Raw genomic sequence first — 21,714 nt, 5'->3', positions numbered from 1 at the left:
CAGAAACCTTATGGATTGTATGAATTATGCCGATAGAAGATATAATAAAATCCCAAAAACAAGGACAGCTTTTTGGTTATAAATTGACCGAAGAATTAAACCCTAATAACAAGTTATATAAATTAAGATCGTTAATAAATTGGACTGTTTTAGAGGAATGGTTATTGACAAATGTTAATATCAAGAAATTTGGTAGGAATCGCAGATGTCACAGGTTATTACTTGGAGTAACTATGCTGCAAGCGATGTATAACCTGTCAGATGCTGCAGCTGAAGAAGAGCTGAGAGAGAACGTATATTGGCAATATTTTTGTGGTTGGGAATATTTGCAGAAAGATGCTGAGATATCAGAAGCTAGTATACGAAGGTTTCGTGCTATATTAGGGGAAGAAGGATATAATGAGATATTAAAAGAATTAACAAGAATTGGTTGCAAAGTCGGAGTGCTTAAAAAAAAAGACTTAGCATCGATAATCGTTGATACTACAGTACAAATTAAGAATATTAAGTATCCTCATGATGTGTATTTGATGGATAAGGCAAGAATAGAGCTAGTAAAGTTATGTCATACTTTAGGCATTAAGTTACATGAGACATATGCCAAGCAATATAAAAAAGACATAGTAAAATTATGGAAATATAAGGATAATAGTAAAGCCAAAAAACGTAAGAAGGTAATGCAACATTTAAAGATATTGCTGGGTCGTTTAATAAGAATATGTCAGCGAGAAATAGCAAAAACAAAGTTAAGTTTGTCATTAAAGCAGCAAGAAATACTAAATAAGATTAAAAAGATTCAGGCACAATCTATACTGAGTAAAGCAGAGAAAGAGCGATATAAGGAGGATAATAAAGTATTATATAGTTTTCACGCACCGGAGGTAGAGTGCATAGGTAAAGGGAAATTAAACAAACCCTATGAGTTTGGTAACAAGGTTTCGATAGCAGTAAGTGGTCGAGGTAATTTTGTATTAGCGGCCAAATCATTTCATGGCAATCCATATGATGGTCATACATTATCGCAGACTGTAGAGGTTGTAAAGAAATTAACAGGAGTGGGAATAGCCAGGACATTTGTTGATTTAGGCTATAAGGGGAATAATTTTAAAGAAAAAGACAAGGTGTATAGCCCATATTGCAAGAAGAAGCTATCCTCAGATGATAAGGCAATGATCAAGAGAAGAAGTGCTATAGAGCCGATAATAGGACACCTTAAGCATTATGGTAGAGTTGGCAGAAATTACTTAAAAGGAGTAATAGGAGATATAATAAATCCGTTAATTTCCGCTGTAGGATTGAACTTACGGTGTATTGGTAATCACCTTCTCAAAACAAATTTTTCTACATAAAAATGACTCAATAAAAGAAAATTAATCAAACGATTACAAAATCGTTAACAAATCATCGTGCAAAAAATTTCTAGAAATCATCTTTTTATATTAAAAATTTACATCAAAAGAATTAAACTCTAAAATTTTATACAAAAAATTTTTTGCTAAGCTGCTAATTTTTTAATTTTTTGCACTTTTGACGGGGAGACTAGCTATAACCCCAGACTTTTTGGATTTTGGTACTTAATCCAAAGATCAATTAATAATTTAGTAATAATAATTGCAGAAAACATCGATGATATTATACCAATAGTTAGTGTTACCGCGAAGCCTTTTATAGCACCAACACCAAATATGAAAAGTAAAAATGCTGCTATCAAAGTTGTAACATTTGAATCAAGGATTGTCGCAAAAGCTGATTCAAACCCTGTCCTTATAGCATACAGGTTAGATGCACCTTTTTTAAGTTCTTCCCTTATTCTTTCATAAATGAGTACATTGGCATCAACTGCCATGCCAATCGTTAATATTATACCAGCAATTCCTGGTAAAGTTAATGTAGCTTGGAAAAGTGACAATAAAGCTAAAATATAAAGTAACGCTAGACTTAATGCTATATTGGCAAAAATTCCAAGAATTCCGTACGACCAAATCATGAATATCACTACACTAGCAAAACCAATCAAACCTGCTTTCTTGCCCGCCTCTATTGAATCTGCTCCAAGATTTGGTCCTATGCTCCGTTCCTCTATTATTTTTAAAGGGGCTGGTAACGAACCAGCTCTAAGTAACAAGGCTAATTCATTGGCTGATTCAACAGTAAAATTACCTGAAATTATACCGCTTCCTCCAAGAATTGGTTCATTAATTACTGGAGCACTTAATAATTTGTTATCAAGCACGATGGCAAGCCTCTTGCCAGAATTATTTTTGGTTATTTCTGCAAATAATTTGCTACCAAGATTATTAAAGGAAAAAGCAACAGCCGGTTGGGTATTTTGGTTAAAAGAAGCTTGGGCAGTTATTAGTTGTTCACCACTAACAATAACTTTTTTCTTAACAACTACGTAATATTCTTTTTTATCTGGATTTTCTCCTTTAACTAAGATTGAACCAGAGGGTAAGCGTCCATTTACTGCTTCTTGTATGTTGGCAGTTTCATCAACTAAATGGAAGGTTAGTTTTGCAGTTTTACCAAGAATATTTTTGAGTTGTTGTGGGTTTTCCTCACCTGGTACCTGGAGTAATATATGTTTATCGCCTTGCCTTTGGATGTTAGGTTCTTTAGTACCTGTACTATCCACTCTCATTCTAATTATTTCAATTGATTGGGCAATTACCTTATGTCTTAATTCGGCAAGTTTAGAATCACTATAGCTAAGCTTAACATTAGAATTATCGTTTTCTACAGTAATTTCTTGGTCGATTTTACCTAAGATATTTTTCACCGTTTTGTAATCTTCTGGGTTTCTCAATTCAAACTGCACCGTACGATTTTTAGCGATAAGATTTTTATAGCCTACCTTATCTTCCCGTAAATATTTCCGTAAATGATCGGTCAAATTTTCCATTGTATCATTTAAATAGGCATCAAAATCTACATCTAACAATAGATGAGCTCCACCTCTTAAATCAAGCCCCAGATTTACCTTATAGTTTGGTAATATTTTAGAATCTATAGTTGTAAAATTAGGTAAAGCACAAATAAATGCCCCTAATGTACATAAAATAGACAGGTATATTTTCCATTTAGCAATATTCTGCACCGTTATTTTCCTTTGTCTTTTTTATTTTTGTTAACAGCTATAGCTTCTTTTTTATGACGACTTGTAATATCGAGTATTGCGGATTTCAAAACTTTGATTCGTATATTTTCGGATATTTCAAGGTCTACTGTGTTGTCAGTATCGTTAATCTTGCTGACTATACCAAAGATTCCGCTATTAGTTACTACTTCTTCTCCCTTTTTAACGCTACTTACCACGCTTTCTTTCTCCCGACGACGTTTTTCTTGTGGTCTAATTAGAAAAAAGTAAAATACAATGAAAATCAATACCATCGGCACCATGCTTGTTAGTACTGACTGCATAGATGATTCAGGTGCTGCTGGAACTACTTCTTCAGTTTCTTTGATTGATATTGTATCGTCATCTGCGTAGGCGTTTTCTATAAACATAATATATCTCCTAATGTTTTGTTTTTACTATAGTAAAAGTAGTTGTGTTATGGACTGACGTCATTGCGAGGAGCTACTTTAGTAGCGACGAAGCAATCCAAACAAACAGTGACTAGAATGGATTGCCACTACACTCACGTGGTCTCGCAATGACGGAGTAATGAGCCATACTTACTCCAGACAAGTTAGCAAAGATTGGTATCTAGCCATATCTAATTTAATAATATCCTTTTTTGTATCGTCATTTTCTTCATTTATTTCTCTTTTTAACAATGCTATCTTTCCAGCTATTTCATGTGCTTGCAAATTGCTAGTATCAACAGCAAATTCAGTTATTATATTTACCTTAGTATCCGTAACCTCAGCTAATCCTGAATAGACAAAATATTTGAATACAGAATTACCTACTGTTATTTTTGTCAAACCAGCGTTTAAACTAGCAATCAATAACTCATGACCAGGTAAAACACCAAATTCTCCTAACTCTCCGTGCATTGTCACCATCTGAGATTCCTGGTCAAACACAATATTTGTCGGCGTTACAATTCTAACTCTAATTACTTTGCTCACTTATGCTACCCACTTATGCTACTTTGGCTTTAAGTGTTTCAGCTTTCTCTACTGCTTCGTCAATACTACCTATCATATAAAAAGCTGCTTCTGGTAAATGATCGTATTTGCCGGAAACCAAGCCATGAAACCCTTCAATAGTGTCAGATAAACTAACAAGCTTTCCAGCCATACCTGTAAATACTTCGGCAACATGGAAAGGTTGGGATAAAAATCGTTGAATTTTCCTTGCCCTAGCAACAGTTAATTTATCTGCTTCCGATAACTCATCCATTCCTAGAATGGCAATTATATCTTGCAGGGATTTATAGGTCTGTAAAACTTTTTGTACCTCACGAGCGACTGAGTAGTGTCTTTCTCCAACAATTGCAGGACTTAGCAATTGTGAACCACTATCAAGCGGGTCTACTGCCGGATAAATACCAAGCTCGGCAATTTGTCGACTAAGTACAGTCGTTGCATCCAAATGGGTAAAAGAGGCAGCAGGAGCAGGGTCAGTTAGATCATCTGCCGGCACATAAATAGCCTGTACCGAAGTAATTGACCCAAACTTTGTTGAAGTAATACGCTCTTGTAACTCACCCATATCAGTTGCTAATGTTGGCTGATAACCAACTGCCGAAGGTATTCTACCTAAAAGGGCTGATACCTCAGAACCAGCTTGCGTGAAGCGAAAAATATTATCGACAAAAAACAACACATCCTGTCCTCCATCTAAATCCCTGAAACTTTCGGCTATAGTGAGTCCAGTTAAAGCAACTCTAGCTCTTGCACCGGGCGGTTCGTTCATTTGTCCATAAACCAGGGCTACTTTAGATTTTTCTGGATTCTCTAAATCAATTACATTAGAATCAATCATTTCATGATACAAATCATTGCCTTCTCTAGTCCTTTCTCCAACTCCGGCAAAAACTGTATATCCTCCATGAGCTTTGGCAATATTATTAATAAGCTCCATAATTAATACTGTTTTTCCTACCCCAGCACCACCAAATAACCCAATCTTCCCCCCTTTTGAATAAGGAGCTAACAGATCAATGACTTTAATTCCTGTAACCAAAATGTTTTTTTCAGTTGACTGGTCAACAAAATTGGGGGCTGGTCGGTAAATTGAAGCAAAGCTAGTTGCCTTAATTTCACCCCTTTCATCAATTGGCTCACCAATTACATTCATTATGCGTCCAAGCGTTTCAGTGCCAACAGGTACCTTAATGGTATCTCCAGTATCTACCACCTCTTGACCTCTTACTAACCCTTCTGTTGGATTCATAGATATGCATCGAACAATATCATCTCCTATATGCTGTGATGCTTCTAATATCACCTTTTCTTCATTATTATAGCACTCAAGTGCATTGAGAATTTTCGGCAATTTTCCATCACTACTAAACTGCACATCGACTACAGCTGAAATAATTTGCACAATCTTACCGATAGTTTTTGTCATATTTTTCCTTACATATCCTAAGTATTATAGTAAATTAGGCTCTGATCGTCATTGTGAGAAGTCACTTTAGTGGCGACAAAGCAATCCTGTTTTATGTCATCCCTGCTTCAGTGCGGGATCTAGATTCCCGCCTACACGGGAATGACAGCTTACAATTGCCACGCTCACATACGTTCGCTCACAATGACTAGCTATTCACCCACCTAATTAATTTTATATAGCTTCTGCCCCTGCAATAATTTCAATCAAATCTCTAGTAATTAAATCTTGTCTAGATCTATTAAGCGTTAATGTTAACTTATTAATAAGCTCATTAGCATTTTTTGTCGCATTATCCATCGCTGTCATTCTAGCCCCTTCTTCACTAACTCTACTTTGTAGAAAAGCATAATTAATTTGTGCAGTTACATAAAGATTAATCATATTCAAAATAAGCCCTTCACCTTCGTATTGATAGCTTAAATATTGCTCATTTGAAGATAGCTGTTTTTCAATGGGTAATATTTGCTGTTTAGTTGCAATCTGGGTCATAGCGTTTTTACATTTATTAAAATATATTTGACAACTACTAATTTTAGAATTATTTACCATCTCCATTATTTTATCTTTAATCTGAAATGCCAAATTATTATTATAATATTTGGGAAAATCATAATAATTGTCAATATAATGAGAATATTGCCATTTGAATAGATCGTAGCCTTTTTTGCCAATAATAATAAGCCTTACTTGTTTACCAGCATTTTCCAAATTTGCAATATCAAATTTCACCTGTTTGGATACTGAAAAATTAAAAGACCCGCATAAACCGCGTTCCGAGGTAATTATTACCAGCAGGTGCGGCTTACTCACATCACTTAAATATAATTCTTCTGAAAAAAATTTTCTTTCCCCTTCAGCCATATTTTGCAAATTATTCTTAGACGCTACATTAGACATCGTATTCTGTAAAATCTCAATATAATCTTCTGAGTCCTTAATTTGGTTTTTGGCTTTGGTAAATTTGGTAGCCGAAACTATTTGCATAGCCTTAGTAATTTTCTGCGTTGATTTAACACTCTTAATACGAGACCTTAATTGTTTTAAACCGGACATAGCTACCTAACCTTATTGTCAGTAAGAAAGTTCTGTACAAATTTTTCTAAGAAAGATTTTAACTTTCCTTCCGTTTCTTTAGTAATTTGCCCCTGATTTTTAATAGATAATAAAATATCGTTTTCTTTAAGTTTTATTTCTTGGAGTAATTTATGTTCAAAGTCTTTTACTAATTCAACAGGAATATTATCGAGATAATTTTTTACCCCAGCATAAAGACTTACTACCTGTTCTTCAACAGAGAAGGGGGCATATTGATCCTGCTTCAATATCTCGCTTAGCCTTGTACCATGTGCAATAAGTTGCTTAGTTGAACTGTCTAAGTCTGAACTAAACTGAGCAAAAGCGGCTAATTCCCTAAATTGCGCTAATTCAAGTTTGACACTTCCTGCTACTTGTTTCATAGATTTTACTTGTGCAGCTGATCCTACCCTACTCACTGATATACCAATATTTACCGCTGGTCTAATACCTTTATAAAACAGCTCATTTTCTAAAAAAATCTGTCCATCAGTAATTGATATAACATTGGTTGGAATATATGCAGACACATCACCCGCCTGGGTCTCAATAATTGGCAAAGCCGTAAGAGAACCACCACCATCTTTATCTGACATATTTGCTGCTCGTTCCAGTAACCTAGAATGTAGATAGAATATATCTCCCGGATAAGCTTCACGCCCCGGTGGTCTTCTAAGTAATAGCGAGATTTGTCTATAGGCAACAGCGTGTTTACTCAAGTCATCGTAAATGACTAATGCATGCATGCCATTATCACGAAAATACTCGCCAATACTACAGCCAGTGTAAGGTGCCACATATTGTAACGCAACGGGATCAGAGGCAGTGGCTGCGACAACTACCGTATATTCCATGGCTCCTGAATCTTCTAATTTCTTTACTACTTGGGCAACAGTCGATCTTTTTTGACCGATAGCTACGTAAATACAATAAATCTTATTTTTTTCATCACCGTCAAGATGGGCTTGTTTCTGGTTAATAATCGTATCGATAGCAATTGCCGTTTTCCCTACTTGCCTGTCACCAATAATTAACTCCCTCTGACCTCTGCCAATAGGAATTAGGGCGTCAATCACTTTAATGCCCGTTTGTACTGGGTCTCTAACACTTTGTCTAGCAATGATCCCCGGAGCATTTTCTTCTATATTTCTATAGCTATCAGTTATAATCTCACCCTTACCATCAATAGGATTTGCCATACCATCAACGACCCTTCCAAGCAATGCTTTACCAACTGGTACTTGTATAATCTTGCCAGTTCTTTTTACCGAATCACCTTGTTTTACTTCTCGATCATCGCCAATCAATATGATACTTACAGAGTCTGTTTCAAGGTTAAGAGCAAGACCTTTCACCCCTGAGGCAAATTCAACTACCTCACCAGCTTTTACATTATCGATGCCATATACTCTAGCTATACCATCCCCAACTGTTATAACTTGCCCTACTTCTCGTAAATCACTAAATTGTTCAATATTAGCAATTTCTTTTTTTAGCACTTCCGCAAGTTCAACAGCCTTTAATTTTTGGGTAGAACCCATAAACATTTCCCTCGTAAAATTTATTTAAAAACTTTCTAACCAACGTCATTGCGAGACCACATAGTGGTCGTGGCAATCCTGTTTTGTGTCATACCTGCGAAAGCAGGTATCTAGATTCCCGCCTACGCGGGAATGACAACTTACAATTGCTTCGTTGCCACTAAAGTGGCTCCTCGCAATGACGTTTTGCAGTTTTTAAGGTTTTCATTATTTTTTCTAACATTCCAGCAATAGAGTAATCCCTAACTATGCTGTCATATTGTATAATAATACCACCAATAACTGACTGATTCTGACTAAAATTTATAGCAACTTTCTGCTGAAAATCAGCTTCTAAATATTTTGTTAACCATTGCTTTTCTTTACTATGCAAAATTTTAGCAGAAGTTATTGTTACCATCTTAATATTTCTGTTTTTATTAAGTAGTTGTTGGTATAATACCACTATATTTGATAAAATAGGCATACGTGAATGTTTTAGCAATATTAACAAAAACTGCTTAACTATAGATTCAACATTAAAGTTTTTGGTAATTAATTCAATTATTTTACATTTATCAATATCCTTTACTATAGGAGAAAATATCACATCCTTGATTTGTAGATTATCATTGATAAATTGATCAATAATCGTAATCTGCTCAAATATTCTATCTTCCAAAGCATTAGCTAGGGCATTATCAAATAACGCAGAAGTATAATTTTGTACTAATTGATTGTTGATCATTATGTTGTTATATCCATAAAATTCTAACTAAACCAAGCAATAATAAGCCACGTAAAGCCAGGAAAGCAAACCATGTAAGATTGCCCATAACACAGAGTGGTTGATATTAAACGAAATAGCCATAGCCAGTGCCGAACCAAATGATACACCATGCCGCATAACAATATTTATTCGCCGCTTTCGTGGAAAAGTTTCATAATCTTCAATATTCATCTTACTCATTGCTTTTACCTCACATTTAAATTTAAGATTCTTGCCATAGCTATACTTACTTATACGTCATTGCGAGGAGTAGCTTCGCTGCGACGAAGCAATCCAAATCTAACTTTTCCCTGGATTGCTTCGTCGCTACTAAAGTAGCTTCTCGCAATGACGTTGGGTAATTCGTCATTGCGAGACCACGCGAGTGTAGTGGCAATCCATTTCTAATCAGTTTCTTAGATTGCTTCGTCGTGCTTATGCACTCCTCGCTAATAGACGGAGTAATATTAGCTATACTTATAACACAATCTATCCTTACCACTAAGTATATTTAGAAAAAATTATTAGACTTCTTGCATAAGTCAAATATGAATGGCTCTACCGTAAGCCTGCAATACTGACTCACCCATCATTTCAGATAAGGTTGGATGAGGGAAAATACTATTGATTAAATCAAGCTCTGTACCTTCCATAGTTCTAGCAATTACATAACCTTGAATTAGTTCGGTAACCTCTTCACCTATCAAATGAGCTCCTAGCAATTCTCCAGTTTTTTCATCAAAAATCGTTTTAATCATCCCTTCAGTACAACCATCAACTAAAGCTTTACCATTAGCGATAGATGGGAATTTGCCAATTTTTACTTGGTAACCAGCTTTTTTCGCTTGTTCTTCAGTAAGTCCTACACTAGCAATCTGCGGTGAGGAATAAGTACAGCCTGGAATATTAAGCTTCTCTATCGGATGAGCTTTAAGCCCGGCAATAGTTTCTACAGCAATAATACCTTCGTGACTTGCCTTGTGTGCAAGCCATGGGGCTGATGTGACATCACCTATTGCATAAATTCCTTGTTCACCAGTTTGCATAAACTGATTGGTAATAATATGACCTTTCTCTATTTTAATATTAGTTTTTTCTAGATTAAGATTTTCCGTATTGCCAACTATACCAACTGCCATCAGCAAAGTTTCAGCTTGTATTTTGTGGTTCTTTCCTTCTATCTCAACTTCAATCGCAACATGATCTTGTGTTTGACTATGATTTAATAACTTGCTATTAGTATGAATTTTTATACCCTTTTTTTCAAAAGTTTTTCGTGCCATTAAAGAAATTTCTTCATCTTCAGCCTGTAAAATCCTATTTTGCACTTCAATTATGGTGACGTTTGTTCCTAAAGAGTTATAAAATGAAGCAAATTCTATACCAATCGCTCCTGATCCAACTATAATCATAGATTTTGGTAATTTATCCAGCATCATAGCTTCCTTAGAGGTAATAATTTGCTTACCATCTGGTTTAAATCCATCTAAGATTCTAGACCTTGCACCTGTGGCAATTATTATATTTTGTGCTTTAATCGAAATTTTTTGACCGTTACTATCGATATCTATCACTTTGCCGGTTCCAAGTACAGCAGTACCATCAATGCTAGTAACCTTATTCTTCTTTAGTAAGGACTTAATGCCAGATGTTAACTGTGCAGATATATCTCTAGAACGCTGTACTATTTTTTTTAAATCAAAGCTTGGTTCATTGACTATAATACCATAATCCTGAGCATGCCTAATTTTCTGAAATAATTCAGCTGATTTAAGTAGTGCTTTTGTTGGTATGCATCCCCAATTTAAACAAACCCCTCCTAAATGCTCTTTCTCAATTAACACAACTTTTTTATTCAGTTGTGCTGCCCTAATTGCAGCGACGTAACCACCAGGCCCCCCCCCAATAATTGCTATATCATAATTTTCCATTAATATTTCCACTTATTCATATTGCCTTTTAATGTTTTCTCTACCGCTAACCCGACTAACCTCCGTCATTGCGAGGAGGCGTAAGCCAACGAAGCAATTGTAAGTTGTTATTCTTAGCAACGGCGGGAATCTAAGATCCCGCACTGAAGCAGGGATAACACAAAACAAGATTGCTTCGTCACTACTAAAGTAGCTTCTCGCAATGACACATAATACTAACCAGGTTAGTTATATAACCAATGGCTAATTGAAGTTAATCTAAGAAAACCTTTTGAAGAGATTTTTTTGCTAATTTTCCTTCAGTAAGAAAGTCCTTATTTAAATGAGTAGCCTTATTATTCAATAACCTTAATTGTAAGTAATCACTAATTGCCTGGGTAAATTCACCAATTTTGTTCCGAAAAAAATGATCGGCTCCTTGGATGAGCTTATAGTCGACAGTTATATGTTTCTGCTTAGACAATTTACCTACCAGCTCAAGCACTGATTCTTCTGACACAATACTATCATTGTCACCTTGTATTACAAAGCCGGAAATAGGGCATTGAGACAAGAAGGAAAAATCATATTTATTTACTGGTGGAGATACCATAATAAAATTATTAATCTCTGGTCTTCTCATGATAAGTTGCATGGCTACCCATGCTCCAAAAGAAAAGCCTGCTATCAAATTTATACTACCAGTAGGGTTGTTAAGCTGTAACCAATCAAGTGCTGTTGCAGCATCAGTCATTTCACCAACACCATTATCAAACTCTCCTTGAGAGCGTCCAACTCCCCGGAAATTAATTCTGAGTACTGTGAATCCATTAGATACTAATGTTTTATACACGTTGTAAACCACTTTGTTATTCATAGTACCACCGTGAAGTGGATGTGGGTGTAATACCAAAGCAAGCGGAGCTTTAGAATCACTAGATTTAGTATATAGTCCTTCAATCCGACCGGCAGGACCATTAAAAAAAACTTCAGCCATAATTATACACTATCATACATTAATTTATATCGACCACTAAGACAAATTAGCAAAAATTATAGCATGCTACTTCACATATTTCAAGATAACTAAATACATTCCTGTCAATCGAATTAGCTATAGCTAACACGATTAACATTTAGTCGGATAATGTTTGTCATCCCCGCGTAGGCGGGGAACTAAAATAGAGTCAGAAAAGCCCTGAGATATTATAGATTCCCGCCTACGCTGGAATGACATCTTTTCCGTTGAGGTAAATGGGTAAATACTAATCGTGTTAGCTATATTTAGTTTTACTAAATTTATAATAGGTTGTATTTTAGTAAATTTAAACTATTAGTTACCAATAAGGTGAGAGTAACAATCATTTTTATATTCTTGTGTATAATTTCTGTAGCAAATAAGATCTATGGATCAGCTTGGTTAATCGACACAGGTAAGTATAGATATATGGCTACTACTGCTACTATTGATAAAAATTCTGAAAATATTAAACAAATAAGAGCTGATCTTTTTATACAAATTCAGCGTAAATTAGCAAATTTAAAAGAACGTATCAAGTTAGTTAATAATTCATCAGCTCTGTATAATAAGTTATTTTACCAAATTCAATCCTTAGAACGTACTTCAAGAGAAATATCTTCATATCAAGACCAATTAATGAGAATTTTTGCTATCGAATATGGTGTTAATAACAACCAGAATTTAGGTATTCAATTGCTTTATAAAGAAAATAAATTTCAGGGAACTCATGATATGAACTATCTGTCTGACAATAAAGAAATTGGTATATTTTATAAAATTAAGCTCTTTCAGAATGTTCGTCGGGTAGTTTCTGTACAGCCAAGAATATATATGACTCAAGATGGTTGCGAGCAGATATTTTCTTATGAATTATTATTGTTATCAGCAATGTCCAAAAAAATTCGAACAATTTTAGGTGAAACTTCAGTATTTGCTGAAGGTATTTTGAGTTTTGGACAAGACCTAAATAATCCATATGGCAAAAGAAGCCATTATAGTTTTTCAATATCTAAAGGTGTTGAATTTCAAAATGGTATCATGTTAGTAAGCTTTGCTAAATATTATAATAGAACAAATTGCGGTAATATTTATAATAAAACTTTATACAAGCAATTTTCAATTGCAAAAAAGATTAAGTTTGGTAATCTGAAGAAGAATAGTCTAACAACACAAATAGGGTATTTTGTGGATAAAAGCCTGATTAAACAGCGTTATAAAATATCAGGAGTAATATTTTCAATATGGCTGGATGTATAAAGAACCTAAATACAGAATTTCTAGATAAATTATTAGATATCTTAGTAAAAGAACAACTAGTTACTGATTTTCAAATATCTTATGTTAAGTTTAAATTAGCTGAGACCTCTGCTGAAAATGATTTTCTTAAGGTAATAATTGAAGAAGGAATTATTAATAATGAGATAATTATAGAAATTTTGTATAATTATAAACTATTGCCACTATTAAGTGTACAAGAAACTCAGGTTAAGATTTACGATTACTCAAAAATTGATCAATATGTCAGAAACGGTTATTTCATTTATGAGAATGATGAAAATAATAAGGTGCTTGCTATAAATGACCTAGCTTATTTAAGGAAGTTATCAACAATACATTATAACGTACCAATTAAGTTGGTTAGGAAGAATGATTTTTATAAGTTACTTGAACGAAATTTTAGTCATTTGAACATCATCAAATCCAAATATTTTCTTGAATTTATCTCATTATACATGATAGCAAAAAATGTCAACTACACTAAGTCAATTCTCATATTTTTTGCAATATATTTTGCTATATTACTTAATTTTAAACATCTTTTTCATACAATTAATATTATCTGTTATTTCTCACAAAATATTTTGAAAATTATGCTATTTAACCAAGCAGTAATTACGCCAAATATAACTTTTAAAAATAGTTATATATACTCCAATGATTCCCTACCTATTTATACTATCTTACTGCCATTATATAAAGAGTCAGGTAAACTAAAGTCGATAATTAGTTGTATCGCTAATATTAATTATCCTAAACATAAATTAGATGTCAAAATCATTGTTGAAGTAGATGATTATTTGATGAACAAGGAAAGCATTCTATATGAATTACCTTGTTATATACATTTGATTAAAGTACCATTTAGTCTACCTAGAACTAAACCTAAAGCCCTTAATTATGCCATGCAATATTGTAAAGGGAAATATGTAGTAATATATGATGCGGAAGATAGACCTGATACTGATCAACTCCTTAAAGCAGTAATGGCCTTTGATGATTTACCAAAAGAGTATGTGTGTTTGCAAGCTAAACTTAATTTTTATAATGAGAATGAAAATTTACTCACTAAGCTTTTTAGTATAGAATATTGTTTATGGTTTAAATATCTTCTGAAAGGTTTAAGTTTGATGAACTTACCGGTAACTCTTGGGGGAACTAGCAATCATTTTAAGGTTGATGCCTTACAACGAGTAGGTTTCTGGGATGCTTATAATGTTACTGAGGATGCTGATTTAGGAATTAGACTATATTCATTTGGTTATAAAGTTCATATGATCGATTCTTATACTTTAGAGGAATCGCCTATAGATATTATCAGTTGGATAAATCAAAGATCTCGTTGGATAAAAGGATTTATCCAAACATTTTTGGTATTTCTTGCCCAAAAAGACAAATATAAAAAGTTTAAATTTTATCAAATAATTACTATTTTCATTTTTATTGGTCTTTCTTCTTATGGTTTTTGTTGTTTACCATTTCTAATACTAACTATTAAAATTAATAGATTGCCTATAATTGATTATTTGTGGATAGTTAATAGTTTTTTTGCTTTCTCATATCTTTATGGTAGTGCTTTTTTTATTTTACTGAGCAAAAAAGGCAAAATAACTAATTTTCGAGTGCTAGATATTGCCGCTTTGTTGGTATGGCCTTTATATTTTTTACTGCATACAGTAGCAAGTTACAAGGCCATTTGGCAGATTATTTTTACGCCCTTCAAATGGGATAAAACTCAACATGGGATTAGCACCCTAGACCTTGAATAGACCTAGACACTGTTATAGCACTTAACATATAGTTATGCTCATAGGATTAGGTGATAAAGAACATAACGATTGTAAGTTGTCATTCCCGCGAAGGCGGGAATCTAGATACCTGCTTTCGCAGGTATGACACAAAGTTTGTATCACCTAATTCAATAGGTTTCACTATATATGTTAATACATTAGACCTCTTTCGAAACTCTACTTTTGCTGGTGATTTGTACGTGATACCGGCACTCGAATCACAACTGTCGAAAGTTATAAGGTAGAGCGGCTTTAGAGGTCATCATGGTAGTTTGAAAGTTGCGAAAAAATAACCAACGTCATTGCGAGGAGGCATGAGCCGACGAAGCAATCCATTTTTGGTTACTTTTATGGATTGCTTCGTCGACCTACGGTCTTCTCGCAATGACGTTGACAAAGCTTATTTAATTGATGAATTAATGGATTTTTTTTGCAATAGGATAAGATGTCTACAATACTTCCAAAAACATTTTATGAAAGAGATACGCTTATTGTATCACAGGAGCTACTTGGAAAGGTTCTGTGTTTTGGTAATATAGAAGCACGAATTATTGAAACAGAAGCTTATATCGGAGAAGATGATCCTGCTTGTCATGCAGCCAAGGGGATGACGCCTCGTACAAAGCTTATGTATGGTTCTGCTGGTAATGCATATGTATATTTAATTTATGGTATGTATCATTGTTTAAATATAGTGACAGAAAAACCAGGGTTTCCAGCTGCTGTATTAATTAGAGGAGTGTATCAATATAGACCTTCAGCAGTTTTACTTGATGGACCTGGTAAATTATGTCGTGCTCTTGGAATTAATAAAACCCAAAATGGTCAAGATATGACTAGTAATAAATCCTTTTGTGTTATTGACGTAGGTAACACTCCTCAATTTATTACTACCCCTAGAATTGGTATTAGCAAAGGTACCGACAAACTTTGGCGTTATTTAGTACTCTAGACACTGTTAACAACTTACAATTACCAACTATATTTTGTGTCATACCTGCGAAAGCAGGTATAGTGAAACCTATTGAATTAGGTGATACAAACTTTGTGTCATACCTGCGAAAGCAGGTATCTAGATTCCCGCCTTCGCGGGAATGACAACTTACAATCGTTATGTTCTTTATCACCTAATCCTATGAGCATAACTATATCTAAAACCGTTTCCTCTTCTAACTTTCGACAGTTGTTGGGGATATCCATACATGAGTTAATTGATACTAATTAGCCTGCATGAAATATATGTTTTTTAGTATGTGATTTTACATATGGATTCTCAGTTTTAGTATAAATAAATCTTATTGGCACACCGGGTAAATTAAAAGCTGCCCGCAAGTTGTTTATAAGGTACCTAGTATAACTATCAGTGATTTTCTCAGGGTTATTGGAAAATAGTTTAAAGGTTGGTGGACGAATTTTTGTTTGAGTCATATATTTAATTCTAACACGTCTACCGCCTTTTTGTAAGGGTAGCGGATGTTGTTCAAGGGCAAAACCTAACCAATCATTCAGTTTACTTGTTGCGATTTTTTTGTTCCATAAATTATAAATTTTAATAGATTCATCTAGCACCACATTAATATTATGTTTTTTCAAGGCTGATATGAATATTATCGGCAATCCTTTAACTTGCGGTAGATTGGTTTCTATCTTATAAGAAAATTCTTCTTTAAATTTATCTTGGTCTCTTTTCTCAATCAGATCCCACTTATTAACTACTATGAGCAGGCTTCTGCCTTGCTCTATAACATAATTGGCAATATTTAGATCTTGTTGTTCCAAAGGACTTCGTGCATCAATCATCAGAATAACAGTATTAGCAAACTTGATACTATTAATCGCATCGGAAGAGGATAATTTTTCTAAGGACTTAGTGACGGTTCCTTTCTTTCTTAGACCAGCCGTATCAATTAATTTAAATTTATTATCATTATATAGCCAATCAATTTCTATAGATTCCCTTGTTATACCAGCTTCAGGTCCTGTTAATAATCGTTCATCGTTAATAATGCTATTAATAAAAGTAGATTTTCCTGCGTTTGGTCGACCACTCACCACTATTTGTATATAGTTGGCTTTTATTGGATCGGTTAATTGGTCAATTAATTCTTCCTCTCCCCCCTCATTTCCTAATTCTTCAGTTATTGCATCGTATAAATCTGCCATACCAACACCATGCTCGGCAGAAATTGGCACTATATTATCAAAACCAAGCTTGTAGTATTCTTTAGCAAAATCAAATCGTCCTTCACATTTATTAACGATTAACACAGATTTCTTATTATATCTTCTGATAAAATTAGCAAAAAACTGATCTTCAGGTAATACACCATCCTTACCGTCTACTACAAGACATAGCAAATCTGCCTCTAGAATCGCTTCCATAGTTTGTTGCATCATTCTACATTCTAATTTTTCATCTTCTGCTTCTTCTAAACCGGGGGTATCAATTACCGTAAAATCGAATGGTCCAATTTGAGCATCAGCGTATTTTCGGTCACGTGTTACCCCAGGGCGATCGTGTACGATGGCTTTTTTCCTGATAGCCAGACGATTAAAGAGCGTAGATTTTCCGACATTGGGTCTACCAATAATCGCCACAATTTTTTTATGCATGTCACTTTATCTTATCATAATAACGCGTTGGCACTAATATCAAATCATTTGAATATTAGCAATATTTGCTATATTATTAGCACTTAAATGATATAAAAACAATATTTTAGATAATATATAACGGCAACAATGAGTACAAATAATAATATTAATGATGTTGTAGAAATTACAGCACAAAGTGGTTCATCAATTTTTTCTCTGATATCATCCTCTGATATTATAGGAAAATCTGTTATGATAATTTTGGTAATTGCCTCAATCTGGGCATGGACAATAATCATAGATAAGCTGCTTCATTTAATGCAAGTAAGAAAGAAGGTTGCGACTTTTGAAGCCACTTTTTGGTCTGGAGCAGTTTTAGACCAATTATATGAAACTATCAAAAGAACAATCAATAATCCTCTTGCCGCAGTTTTTGTAGCAGCGATGAATGAATGTAATCGCCAGAACTCAAAAAATCTCACTGATGCACTTAAAATTAGCCATAAAGAGCGAATAATACAATCTATGTATTTGATCAGAAATCGTGAAGTTGAAAGATTAGAACAAAATTTAGGTTTTTTAGCAACTGTTGCCTCTAGTACACCCTTTATAGGATTGTTAGGTACTGTTTGGGGGATTATGCATAGTTTTCAGTCTATTGCAGCATCAAAGAATACCTCACTTGCTGTTGTAGCTCCTGGTATTGCAGAAGCCTTACTAGCAACGGCAATTGGTTTATTTGCGGCAATTCCGGCAGTGATTTTTTATAATTACCTTTCTGCCCAAATAATGAAGATTAACAATAAAATTGATGATTTCATTAATGAACTAAGTTCTATATTATCAAGAGCCATAGATGAAGGAAAAATGTAATGGCAATACAATTACGTAACCAAGGCAATCAAAGGTCTAGAAGTAATTTAGTCAGTGAAATCAATGTTACACCACTCGTTGATGTCATGCTAGTACTATTGATCATCTTTATGATAACTTCTCCAATGCTAGTATCAGGTATTAATGTTGATTTACCAGAAACAACTTCTAGTCCACTGTCAGGACAAGATGAGCCGTTAGTGATTAGCATTAATAACAAAGGAGAATTATATTTATTGGAATCTAAAATAGAAAGACAAAATTTGGCTAGCAAACTAACTAATATTACAAAAGAAAAAAAAGATACTAGGATTTTTGTAAGAGGAGACAAAAATGTATCCTATGGCGAAGTAGTTAGTGTGGTAGCTGAAATCCATGCCGCTGGCTTTTCTAAAGTAGCACTAGTTTCAAATATTAAATATAATGAAAAATAATAATACTGTTTCTGTCTCTTTTATTTGCTCGGTAGCACTTCATTTAGTAATAATCTATTTTTTCTTGTTTGGTCTGCCATCATTATTTAAAAAACTTCCTGAAGAGCAAGTAATAGTTTTTGAAATGCTACCAATTAGTAATCAATCTAATGTACCTAATAAAACCAAACAGCCTGAAAAAGCTATAGAAAATCAAGATGCAAAAAAAGTAGAACAAAGCAAACCTGATTATGTAGAAGAGAAGAAACCTGTAGAACAACCTATTGAAGAAAAGAAAATTGTAGAAGAGAAGCCGGTAGAAGAGAAGAAAGTCATTGAAGAGAAACCTATTATCGAGGAAAAAAAGCCTATAGATCAAAAACCTGCAGAGACAAAACCTATAGAAGAGAAGAAACCTGAAGAAGTGAAGAAGCCTACAGAAACAAAAAAACCTCTAGAGAAAAAAAAGAAAATTCCTAATAAAAGTGACTTAGATTCTTTGCTTAAAAATTTAGAACAATCATCTGAAGGAGCTAATGCAAAATCGAATAAACAAGCAAGAGCCAAAGAAAATAAAGAAACTCAGGAGTCAAAAGGTTCCTACGATGAAACATTAGCTCTTTCTATCAGTGAAATATCTTTAATTAAGCAGCAAATAGAAAAATTATGGAGCAAACCTATTGGCATACAAAATCTTGAGCAGTTACGGGTCACTTTGTATATAGCTTTAAATAAAGATGGTAGTGTTAAAGAGGTAAAAGTAAAAGAAACAATCTGCCCAAATATAACGCAAACAGCTTGTGATGCTCTATCTGATAGTGCAATGAGGGCAGTATGGCAAGCAAGTCCTATTAATAATCTAGACCCTCAACGTTACGATAGCTGGAAAGAATTTAATTTTCTTTTTAATCCAAGTAATAGCAATTTTTCAAATTAATTTCTAGGGGTTTGGTTTGGTATAGAGCTAACTCGACTAACATTATGCCAAATTCACAAACATCTATAGTTATGCTCATAGGATTAGGTGATAAAGAACATAACGATTGTAAGTTGTCATTCCCGCGAAGGCGGGAATCTAGATACCTGCTTTCGCAGGTATGACACAAAGTTTGTATCACCTAATTCAATAGGTTTCACTATATAGTAAAACGCATTAAATTAGGTAAATGAATTATCTTGAACCCATTACGGGAAAGCCGCACGATGAGGTTCTAACAAGGCTCTGTCCAGAAAAGTGTGTAAATTTCCAAAATAGGTCATTAAATTTTGTTAAGCCTATCTTCAAATTTGATCATCAAATGAGCCATAGCTTCATTCCAGTTGGGAATAGGCATAGTCCATTTTTTGGTCATATAGTCAATTGTCAAATATAAGCTTTTAAAAACAGCACTATCACTAGGGAAAACACGCTTATTATTTGTTACTTTACGCAATTGACTATTAACAGATTCAACTGAATTAGTGGTATAAATTACCTTTCTAATTGCCTCTGGATATCCTAGAAAAATCATTAAATTATCCCAATGATTATACCATGATTTGGCAATTTGTGGATATTGTTTATTCCATTTTTCTTCAAAATATACTAAAGCTAAATGTGCTTGTTCTTCCGTTGCTGCAGTATATATCGGCTTTAAATCGCTAGCCACCTGCTTCCTATCTTTATATGATACGTATTTTAAACTATTTCTAATCTGATGTACAATACATAATTGATGTTCTGTTTTTGGATAAACTGCTTCTATCGCCTCAGACATACCAGTAAGATTATCACTACAGGCAATCAGTATATCCTTTAATCCTCTATTTTTCATTTCAGTAAAATTACCAAGCCAAAATTTTGCCCCTTCATTTTCACTGATCCATAATCCCAATATATCTTTTCTACCAGATAAATCAATCCCTAATGCAACATATATTGCCTTGTTAATTATCCTTTTGTCTTGCCTAACTTTTACTACTAAACAATCAAAAAATACTATCGGATATATCTCTTCTAACGGTCTACTCTGCCAAGCTTTTACATCATCCATTACATCATCGGTGATCTGACTGATTAAACTCTCACTTATTTCAACACTATACAACTCTTGTAATTGAACCTTAATATCAGATACACTCATACCTTTAGCATATAATGATAAGACTTTATCATCAAAACCATCAAAACGTTTTTGTCTTTTCGGTAGTATTGCTGGTTCAAAGGTACTACGCCTATCTCTTGGTACTTCTATCTCAACCGCTCCATGTTCGGAGATCAGTTTTTTGCTAGTTATACCATTACGAGCATTATCATTATCTACACGACTGTATTTATCATAGCCTAGATGATTATTCAATTCTGACTGCAATGCCTTCTCTATCAAGCGTTTGGTCAATTCTTTTAATAATCCTCCTTCTTTCAGTATTGTGCTTACATCTGTATCATTATCTATTAATAAATCTACTGCTTGCTTTATTGATTCATTTGTTTTTTTATTCATGTAATTTCCTTTTTTGTTATATTTTTATATATAACCTATCTCGAAATTTACACACTTTTCTGGACAGAGCCTCTAACAAGGCTCGTAAGTGGCGATGCTTACGCCTACTCTCTAACCGCCCTGATCGACATTTTGTATAAAAACGCTTGCAGGATTATCAATTATGTATATAATCTCAGAGAGGTAGGGTATAAATATATTCTCCAACTTGATTAGATTCCTTGCATAAATCAATCTAACTGGTGATTCTATCGTTGAAACTTGCCTACGCTCCTCACGTACGTGCTAGGTGTGCAGGCTTCGTTTCTCCTAAGATCCTCAACTATCTTTAAATTATGCAAGAGGTCTATTGTTATTATTAGATAATATTACCCCTTACAGTTTCTTATCATCTTTATGCCCAACTGAAGTTATATTTATTA

At 34.0% G+C, this 21,714-nt stretch carries 24 protein-coding genes; 8 read left to right on the top strand and 16 right to left on the bottom strand.

The window, feature by feature from the left end; all coding sequences use genetic code 11:
- Positions 1-26: 26 nt before the first annotated feature.
- Positions 27-1,349 (top strand): IS5 family transposase, encoded by a 1,323-nt coding sequence (locus ACQH2P_RS02885; protein WP_425362501.1) that lies wholly within the window; start codon positions 27-29, stop codon positions 1,347-1,349.
- 194 nt (positions 1,350-1,543) lie between these two features.
- Here ACQH2P_RS02885 and secD read toward each other — a convergent pair whose 3' ends face one another.
- The 12 genes from secD to ACQH2P_RS02825 all read right to left on the bottom strand — a co-directional run bounded on the left by secD (position 1,544) and on the right by ACQH2P_RS02825 (position 11,836).
- Entirely contained in the window at positions 1,544-3,097 is a 1,554-nt protein-coding gene (gene secD / locus ACQH2P_RS02880; protein ID WP_425362923.1) for a protein translocase subunit SecD, read from the bottom strand.
- Between the two features lie 2 nt (positions 3,098-3,099).
- Complete coding sequence (gene yajC, locus ACQH2P_RS02875; protein ID WP_425362922.1) at positions 3,100-3,507, bottom strand: preprotein translocase subunit YajC; 408 nt, start codon at positions 3,505-3,507, stop codon at positions 3,100-3,102.
- A gap of 171 nt (positions 3,508-3,678) precedes the next feature.
- Positions 3,679-4,077 (bottom strand): ATP synthase F1 subunit epsilon, encoded by a 399-nt coding sequence (atpC, locus tag ACQH2P_RS02870; protein ID WP_425362921.1) that lies wholly within the window; start codon positions 4,075-4,077, stop codon positions 3,679-3,681.
- A gap of 13 nt (positions 4,078-4,090) precedes the next feature.
- Positions 4,091-5,524 carry a F0F1 ATP synthase subunit beta gene (gene atpD, locus ACQH2P_RS02865; RefSeq protein WP_425362920.1) on the bottom strand — a complete coding sequence of 478 codons (1,434 nt, stop codon included), beginning with the start codon at positions 5,522-5,524 and terminating at the stop codon, positions 4,091-4,093.
- A gap of 213 nt (positions 5,525-5,737) precedes the next feature.
- Positions 5,738-6,619 (bottom strand): ATP synthase F1 subunit gamma, encoded by an 882-nt coding sequence (gene atpG / locus ACQH2P_RS02860; RefSeq protein ID WP_425362919.1) that lies wholly within the window; start codon positions 6,617-6,619, stop codon positions 5,738-5,740.
- 2 nt (positions 6,620-6,621) lie between these two features.
- Complete coding sequence (gene atpA / locus ACQH2P_RS02855; protein WP_425362918.1) at positions 6,622-8,181, bottom strand: F0F1 ATP synthase subunit alpha; 1,560 nt, start codon at positions 8,179-8,181, stop codon at positions 6,622-6,624.
- Between the two features lie 160 nt (positions 8,182-8,341).
- A complete protein-coding gene (atpH, locus tag ACQH2P_RS02850) occupies positions 8,342-8,908 on the bottom strand; it encodes an ATP synthase F1 subunit delta (protein ID WP_425362917.1) in 567 nt (188 codons plus the stop codon).
- A 27-nt stretch (positions 8,909-8,935) separates the two neighbouring features.
- Positions 8,936-9,130: a hypothetical protein gene (locus tag ACQH2P_RS02845; protein WP_425362916.1), complete on the bottom strand. Its 195-nt coding sequence runs from the start codon at positions 9,128-9,130 to the stop codon at positions 8,936-8,938.
- Between the two features lie 46 nt (positions 9,131-9,176).
- Complete coding sequence (locus ACQH2P_RS02840; RefSeq protein WP_425362915.1) at positions 9,177-9,431, bottom strand: hypothetical protein; 255 nt, start codon at positions 9,429-9,431, stop codon at positions 9,177-9,179.
- A gap of 40 nt (positions 9,432-9,471) precedes the next feature.
- Positions 9,472-10,860: a dihydrolipoyl dehydrogenase gene (gene lpdA, locus ACQH2P_RS02835; protein ID WP_425362914.1), complete on the bottom strand. Its 1,389-nt coding sequence runs from the start codon at positions 10,858-10,860 to the stop codon at positions 9,472-9,474.
- A 12-nt stretch (positions 10,861-10,872) separates the two neighbouring features.
- The gene (locus ACQH2P_RS02830) at positions 10,873-11,028 is read right to left on the bottom strand and encodes a hypothetical protein (RefSeq protein ID WP_425362913.1); all 156 of its coding nucleotides are present in this window, start codon (positions 11,026-11,028) and stop codon (positions 10,873-10,875) included.
- A gap of 85 nt (positions 11,029-11,113) precedes the next feature.
- Complete coding sequence (locus ACQH2P_RS02825; protein ID WP_425362912.1) at positions 11,114-11,836, bottom strand: alpha/beta hydrolase; 723 nt, start codon at positions 11,834-11,836, stop codon at positions 11,114-11,116.
- Between the two features lie 450 nt (positions 11,837-12,286).
- Here ACQH2P_RS02825 and ACQH2P_RS02820 point away from each other — a divergent pair, with 450 nt between their 5' ends.
- From ACQH2P_RS02820 to ACQH2P_RS02810, 3 genes are read left to right on the top strand one after another with little or no spacing between them, the layout of a single operon-like run.
- Entirely contained in the window at positions 12,287-13,117 is an 831-nt protein-coding gene (locus ACQH2P_RS02820) for a hypothetical protein (RefSeq protein WP_425362911.1), read from the top strand.
- The gene (locus ACQH2P_RS02815) at positions 13,102-14,907 is read left to right on the top strand and encodes a glycosyltransferase family 2 protein (RefSeq protein ID WP_425362910.1); all 1,806 of its coding nucleotides are present in this window, start codon (positions 13,102-13,104) and stop codon (positions 14,905-14,907) included. Before ACQH2P_RS02820 ends, ACQH2P_RS02815 begins: the two co-directional genes overlap by 16 nt.
- A 50-nt stretch (positions 14,908-14,957) precedes the next feature.
- Positions 14,958-15,173, top strand: coding sequence for a hypothetical protein (locus ACQH2P_RS02810; protein WP_425362909.1), 216 nt, complete (start codon positions 14,958-14,960; stop codon positions 15,171-15,173).
- Between the two features lie 17 nt (positions 15,174-15,190).
- On the opposite strand, the gene ACQH2P_RS02805 is transcribed toward ACQH2P_RS02810, so the two are convergent.
- Positions 15,191-15,325 carry a hypothetical protein gene (locus ACQH2P_RS02805; RefSeq protein ID WP_425362908.1) on the bottom strand — a complete coding sequence of 45 codons (135 nt, stop codon included), beginning with the start codon at positions 15,323-15,325 and terminating at the stop codon, positions 15,191-15,193.
- A 48-nt stretch (positions 15,326-15,373) separates the two neighbouring features.
- On the opposite strand from ACQH2P_RS02805, the gene ACQH2P_RS02800 reads away from it, so the two are divergent.
- Complete coding sequence (locus ACQH2P_RS02800) at positions 15,374-15,880, top strand: DNA-3-methyladenine glycosylase (RefSeq protein WP_425362907.1); 507 nt, start codon at positions 15,374-15,376, stop codon at positions 15,878-15,880.
- On the opposite strand, the gene ACQH2P_RS02795 is transcribed toward ACQH2P_RS02800, so the two are convergent.
- Positions 15,837-16,055: a hypothetical protein gene (locus ACQH2P_RS02795; protein WP_425362906.1), complete on the bottom strand. Its 219-nt coding sequence runs from the start codon at positions 16,053-16,055 to the stop codon at positions 15,837-15,839. The two genes, ACQH2P_RS02800 and ACQH2P_RS02795, sit on opposite strands and share 44 nt — an antisense overlap.
- A 94-nt stretch (positions 16,056-16,149) precedes the next feature.
- Entirely contained in the window at positions 16,150-17,541 is a 1,392-nt protein-coding gene (gene der / locus ACQH2P_RS02790) for a ribosome biogenesis GTPase Der (protein WP_425362905.1), read from the bottom strand.
- Positions 17,542-17,670: 129 nt separating this feature from the next.
- Here der and tolQ point away from each other — a divergent pair, with 129 nt between their 5' ends.
- From tolQ to ACQH2P_RS02775, 3 genes are read left to right on the top strand one after another with little or no spacing between them, the layout of a single operon-like run.
- Positions 17,671-18,396 carry a protein TolQ gene (gene tolQ / locus ACQH2P_RS02785; protein ID WP_425362904.1) on the top strand — a complete coding sequence of 242 codons (726 nt, stop codon included), beginning with the start codon at positions 17,671-17,673 and terminating at the stop codon, positions 18,394-18,396.
- Complete coding sequence (tolR, locus tag ACQH2P_RS02780; RefSeq protein ID WP_425362903.1) at positions 18,396-18,830, top strand: protein TolR; 435 nt, start codon at positions 18,396-18,398, stop codon at positions 18,828-18,830. The genes tolQ and tolR overlap by 1 nt, the downstream gene beginning before the upstream one ends.
- Positions 18,820-19,746: an energy transducer TonB gene (locus tag ACQH2P_RS02775; RefSeq protein WP_425362902.1), complete on the top strand. Its 927-nt coding sequence runs from the start codon at positions 18,820-18,822 to the stop codon at positions 19,744-19,746. Before tolR ends, ACQH2P_RS02775 begins: the two co-directional genes overlap by 11 nt.
- A gap of 322 nt (positions 19,747-20,068) precedes the next feature.
- Here ACQH2P_RS02775 and ACQH2P_RS02770 read toward each other — a convergent pair whose 3' ends face one another.
- On the bottom strand, positions 20,069-21,292 hold the full coding sequence (locus tag ACQH2P_RS02770; protein ID WP_425362497.1) for an IS256 family transposase: 1,224 nt from the start codon (positions 21,290-21,292) through the stop codon (positions 20,069-20,071).
- Positions 21,293-21,714: the final 422 nt, after the last annotated feature.

Source organism: Candidatus Tisiphia endosymbiont of Hybos culiciformis (assembly GCF_964030975.1).
GTDB lineage: Bacteria > Pseudomonadota > Alphaproteobacteria > Rickettsiales > Rickettsiaceae > Tisiphia.
Note: the sequence above shows the minus strand (reverse complement) of the source record. Positions and strands in the feature narration are given on the sequence as shown.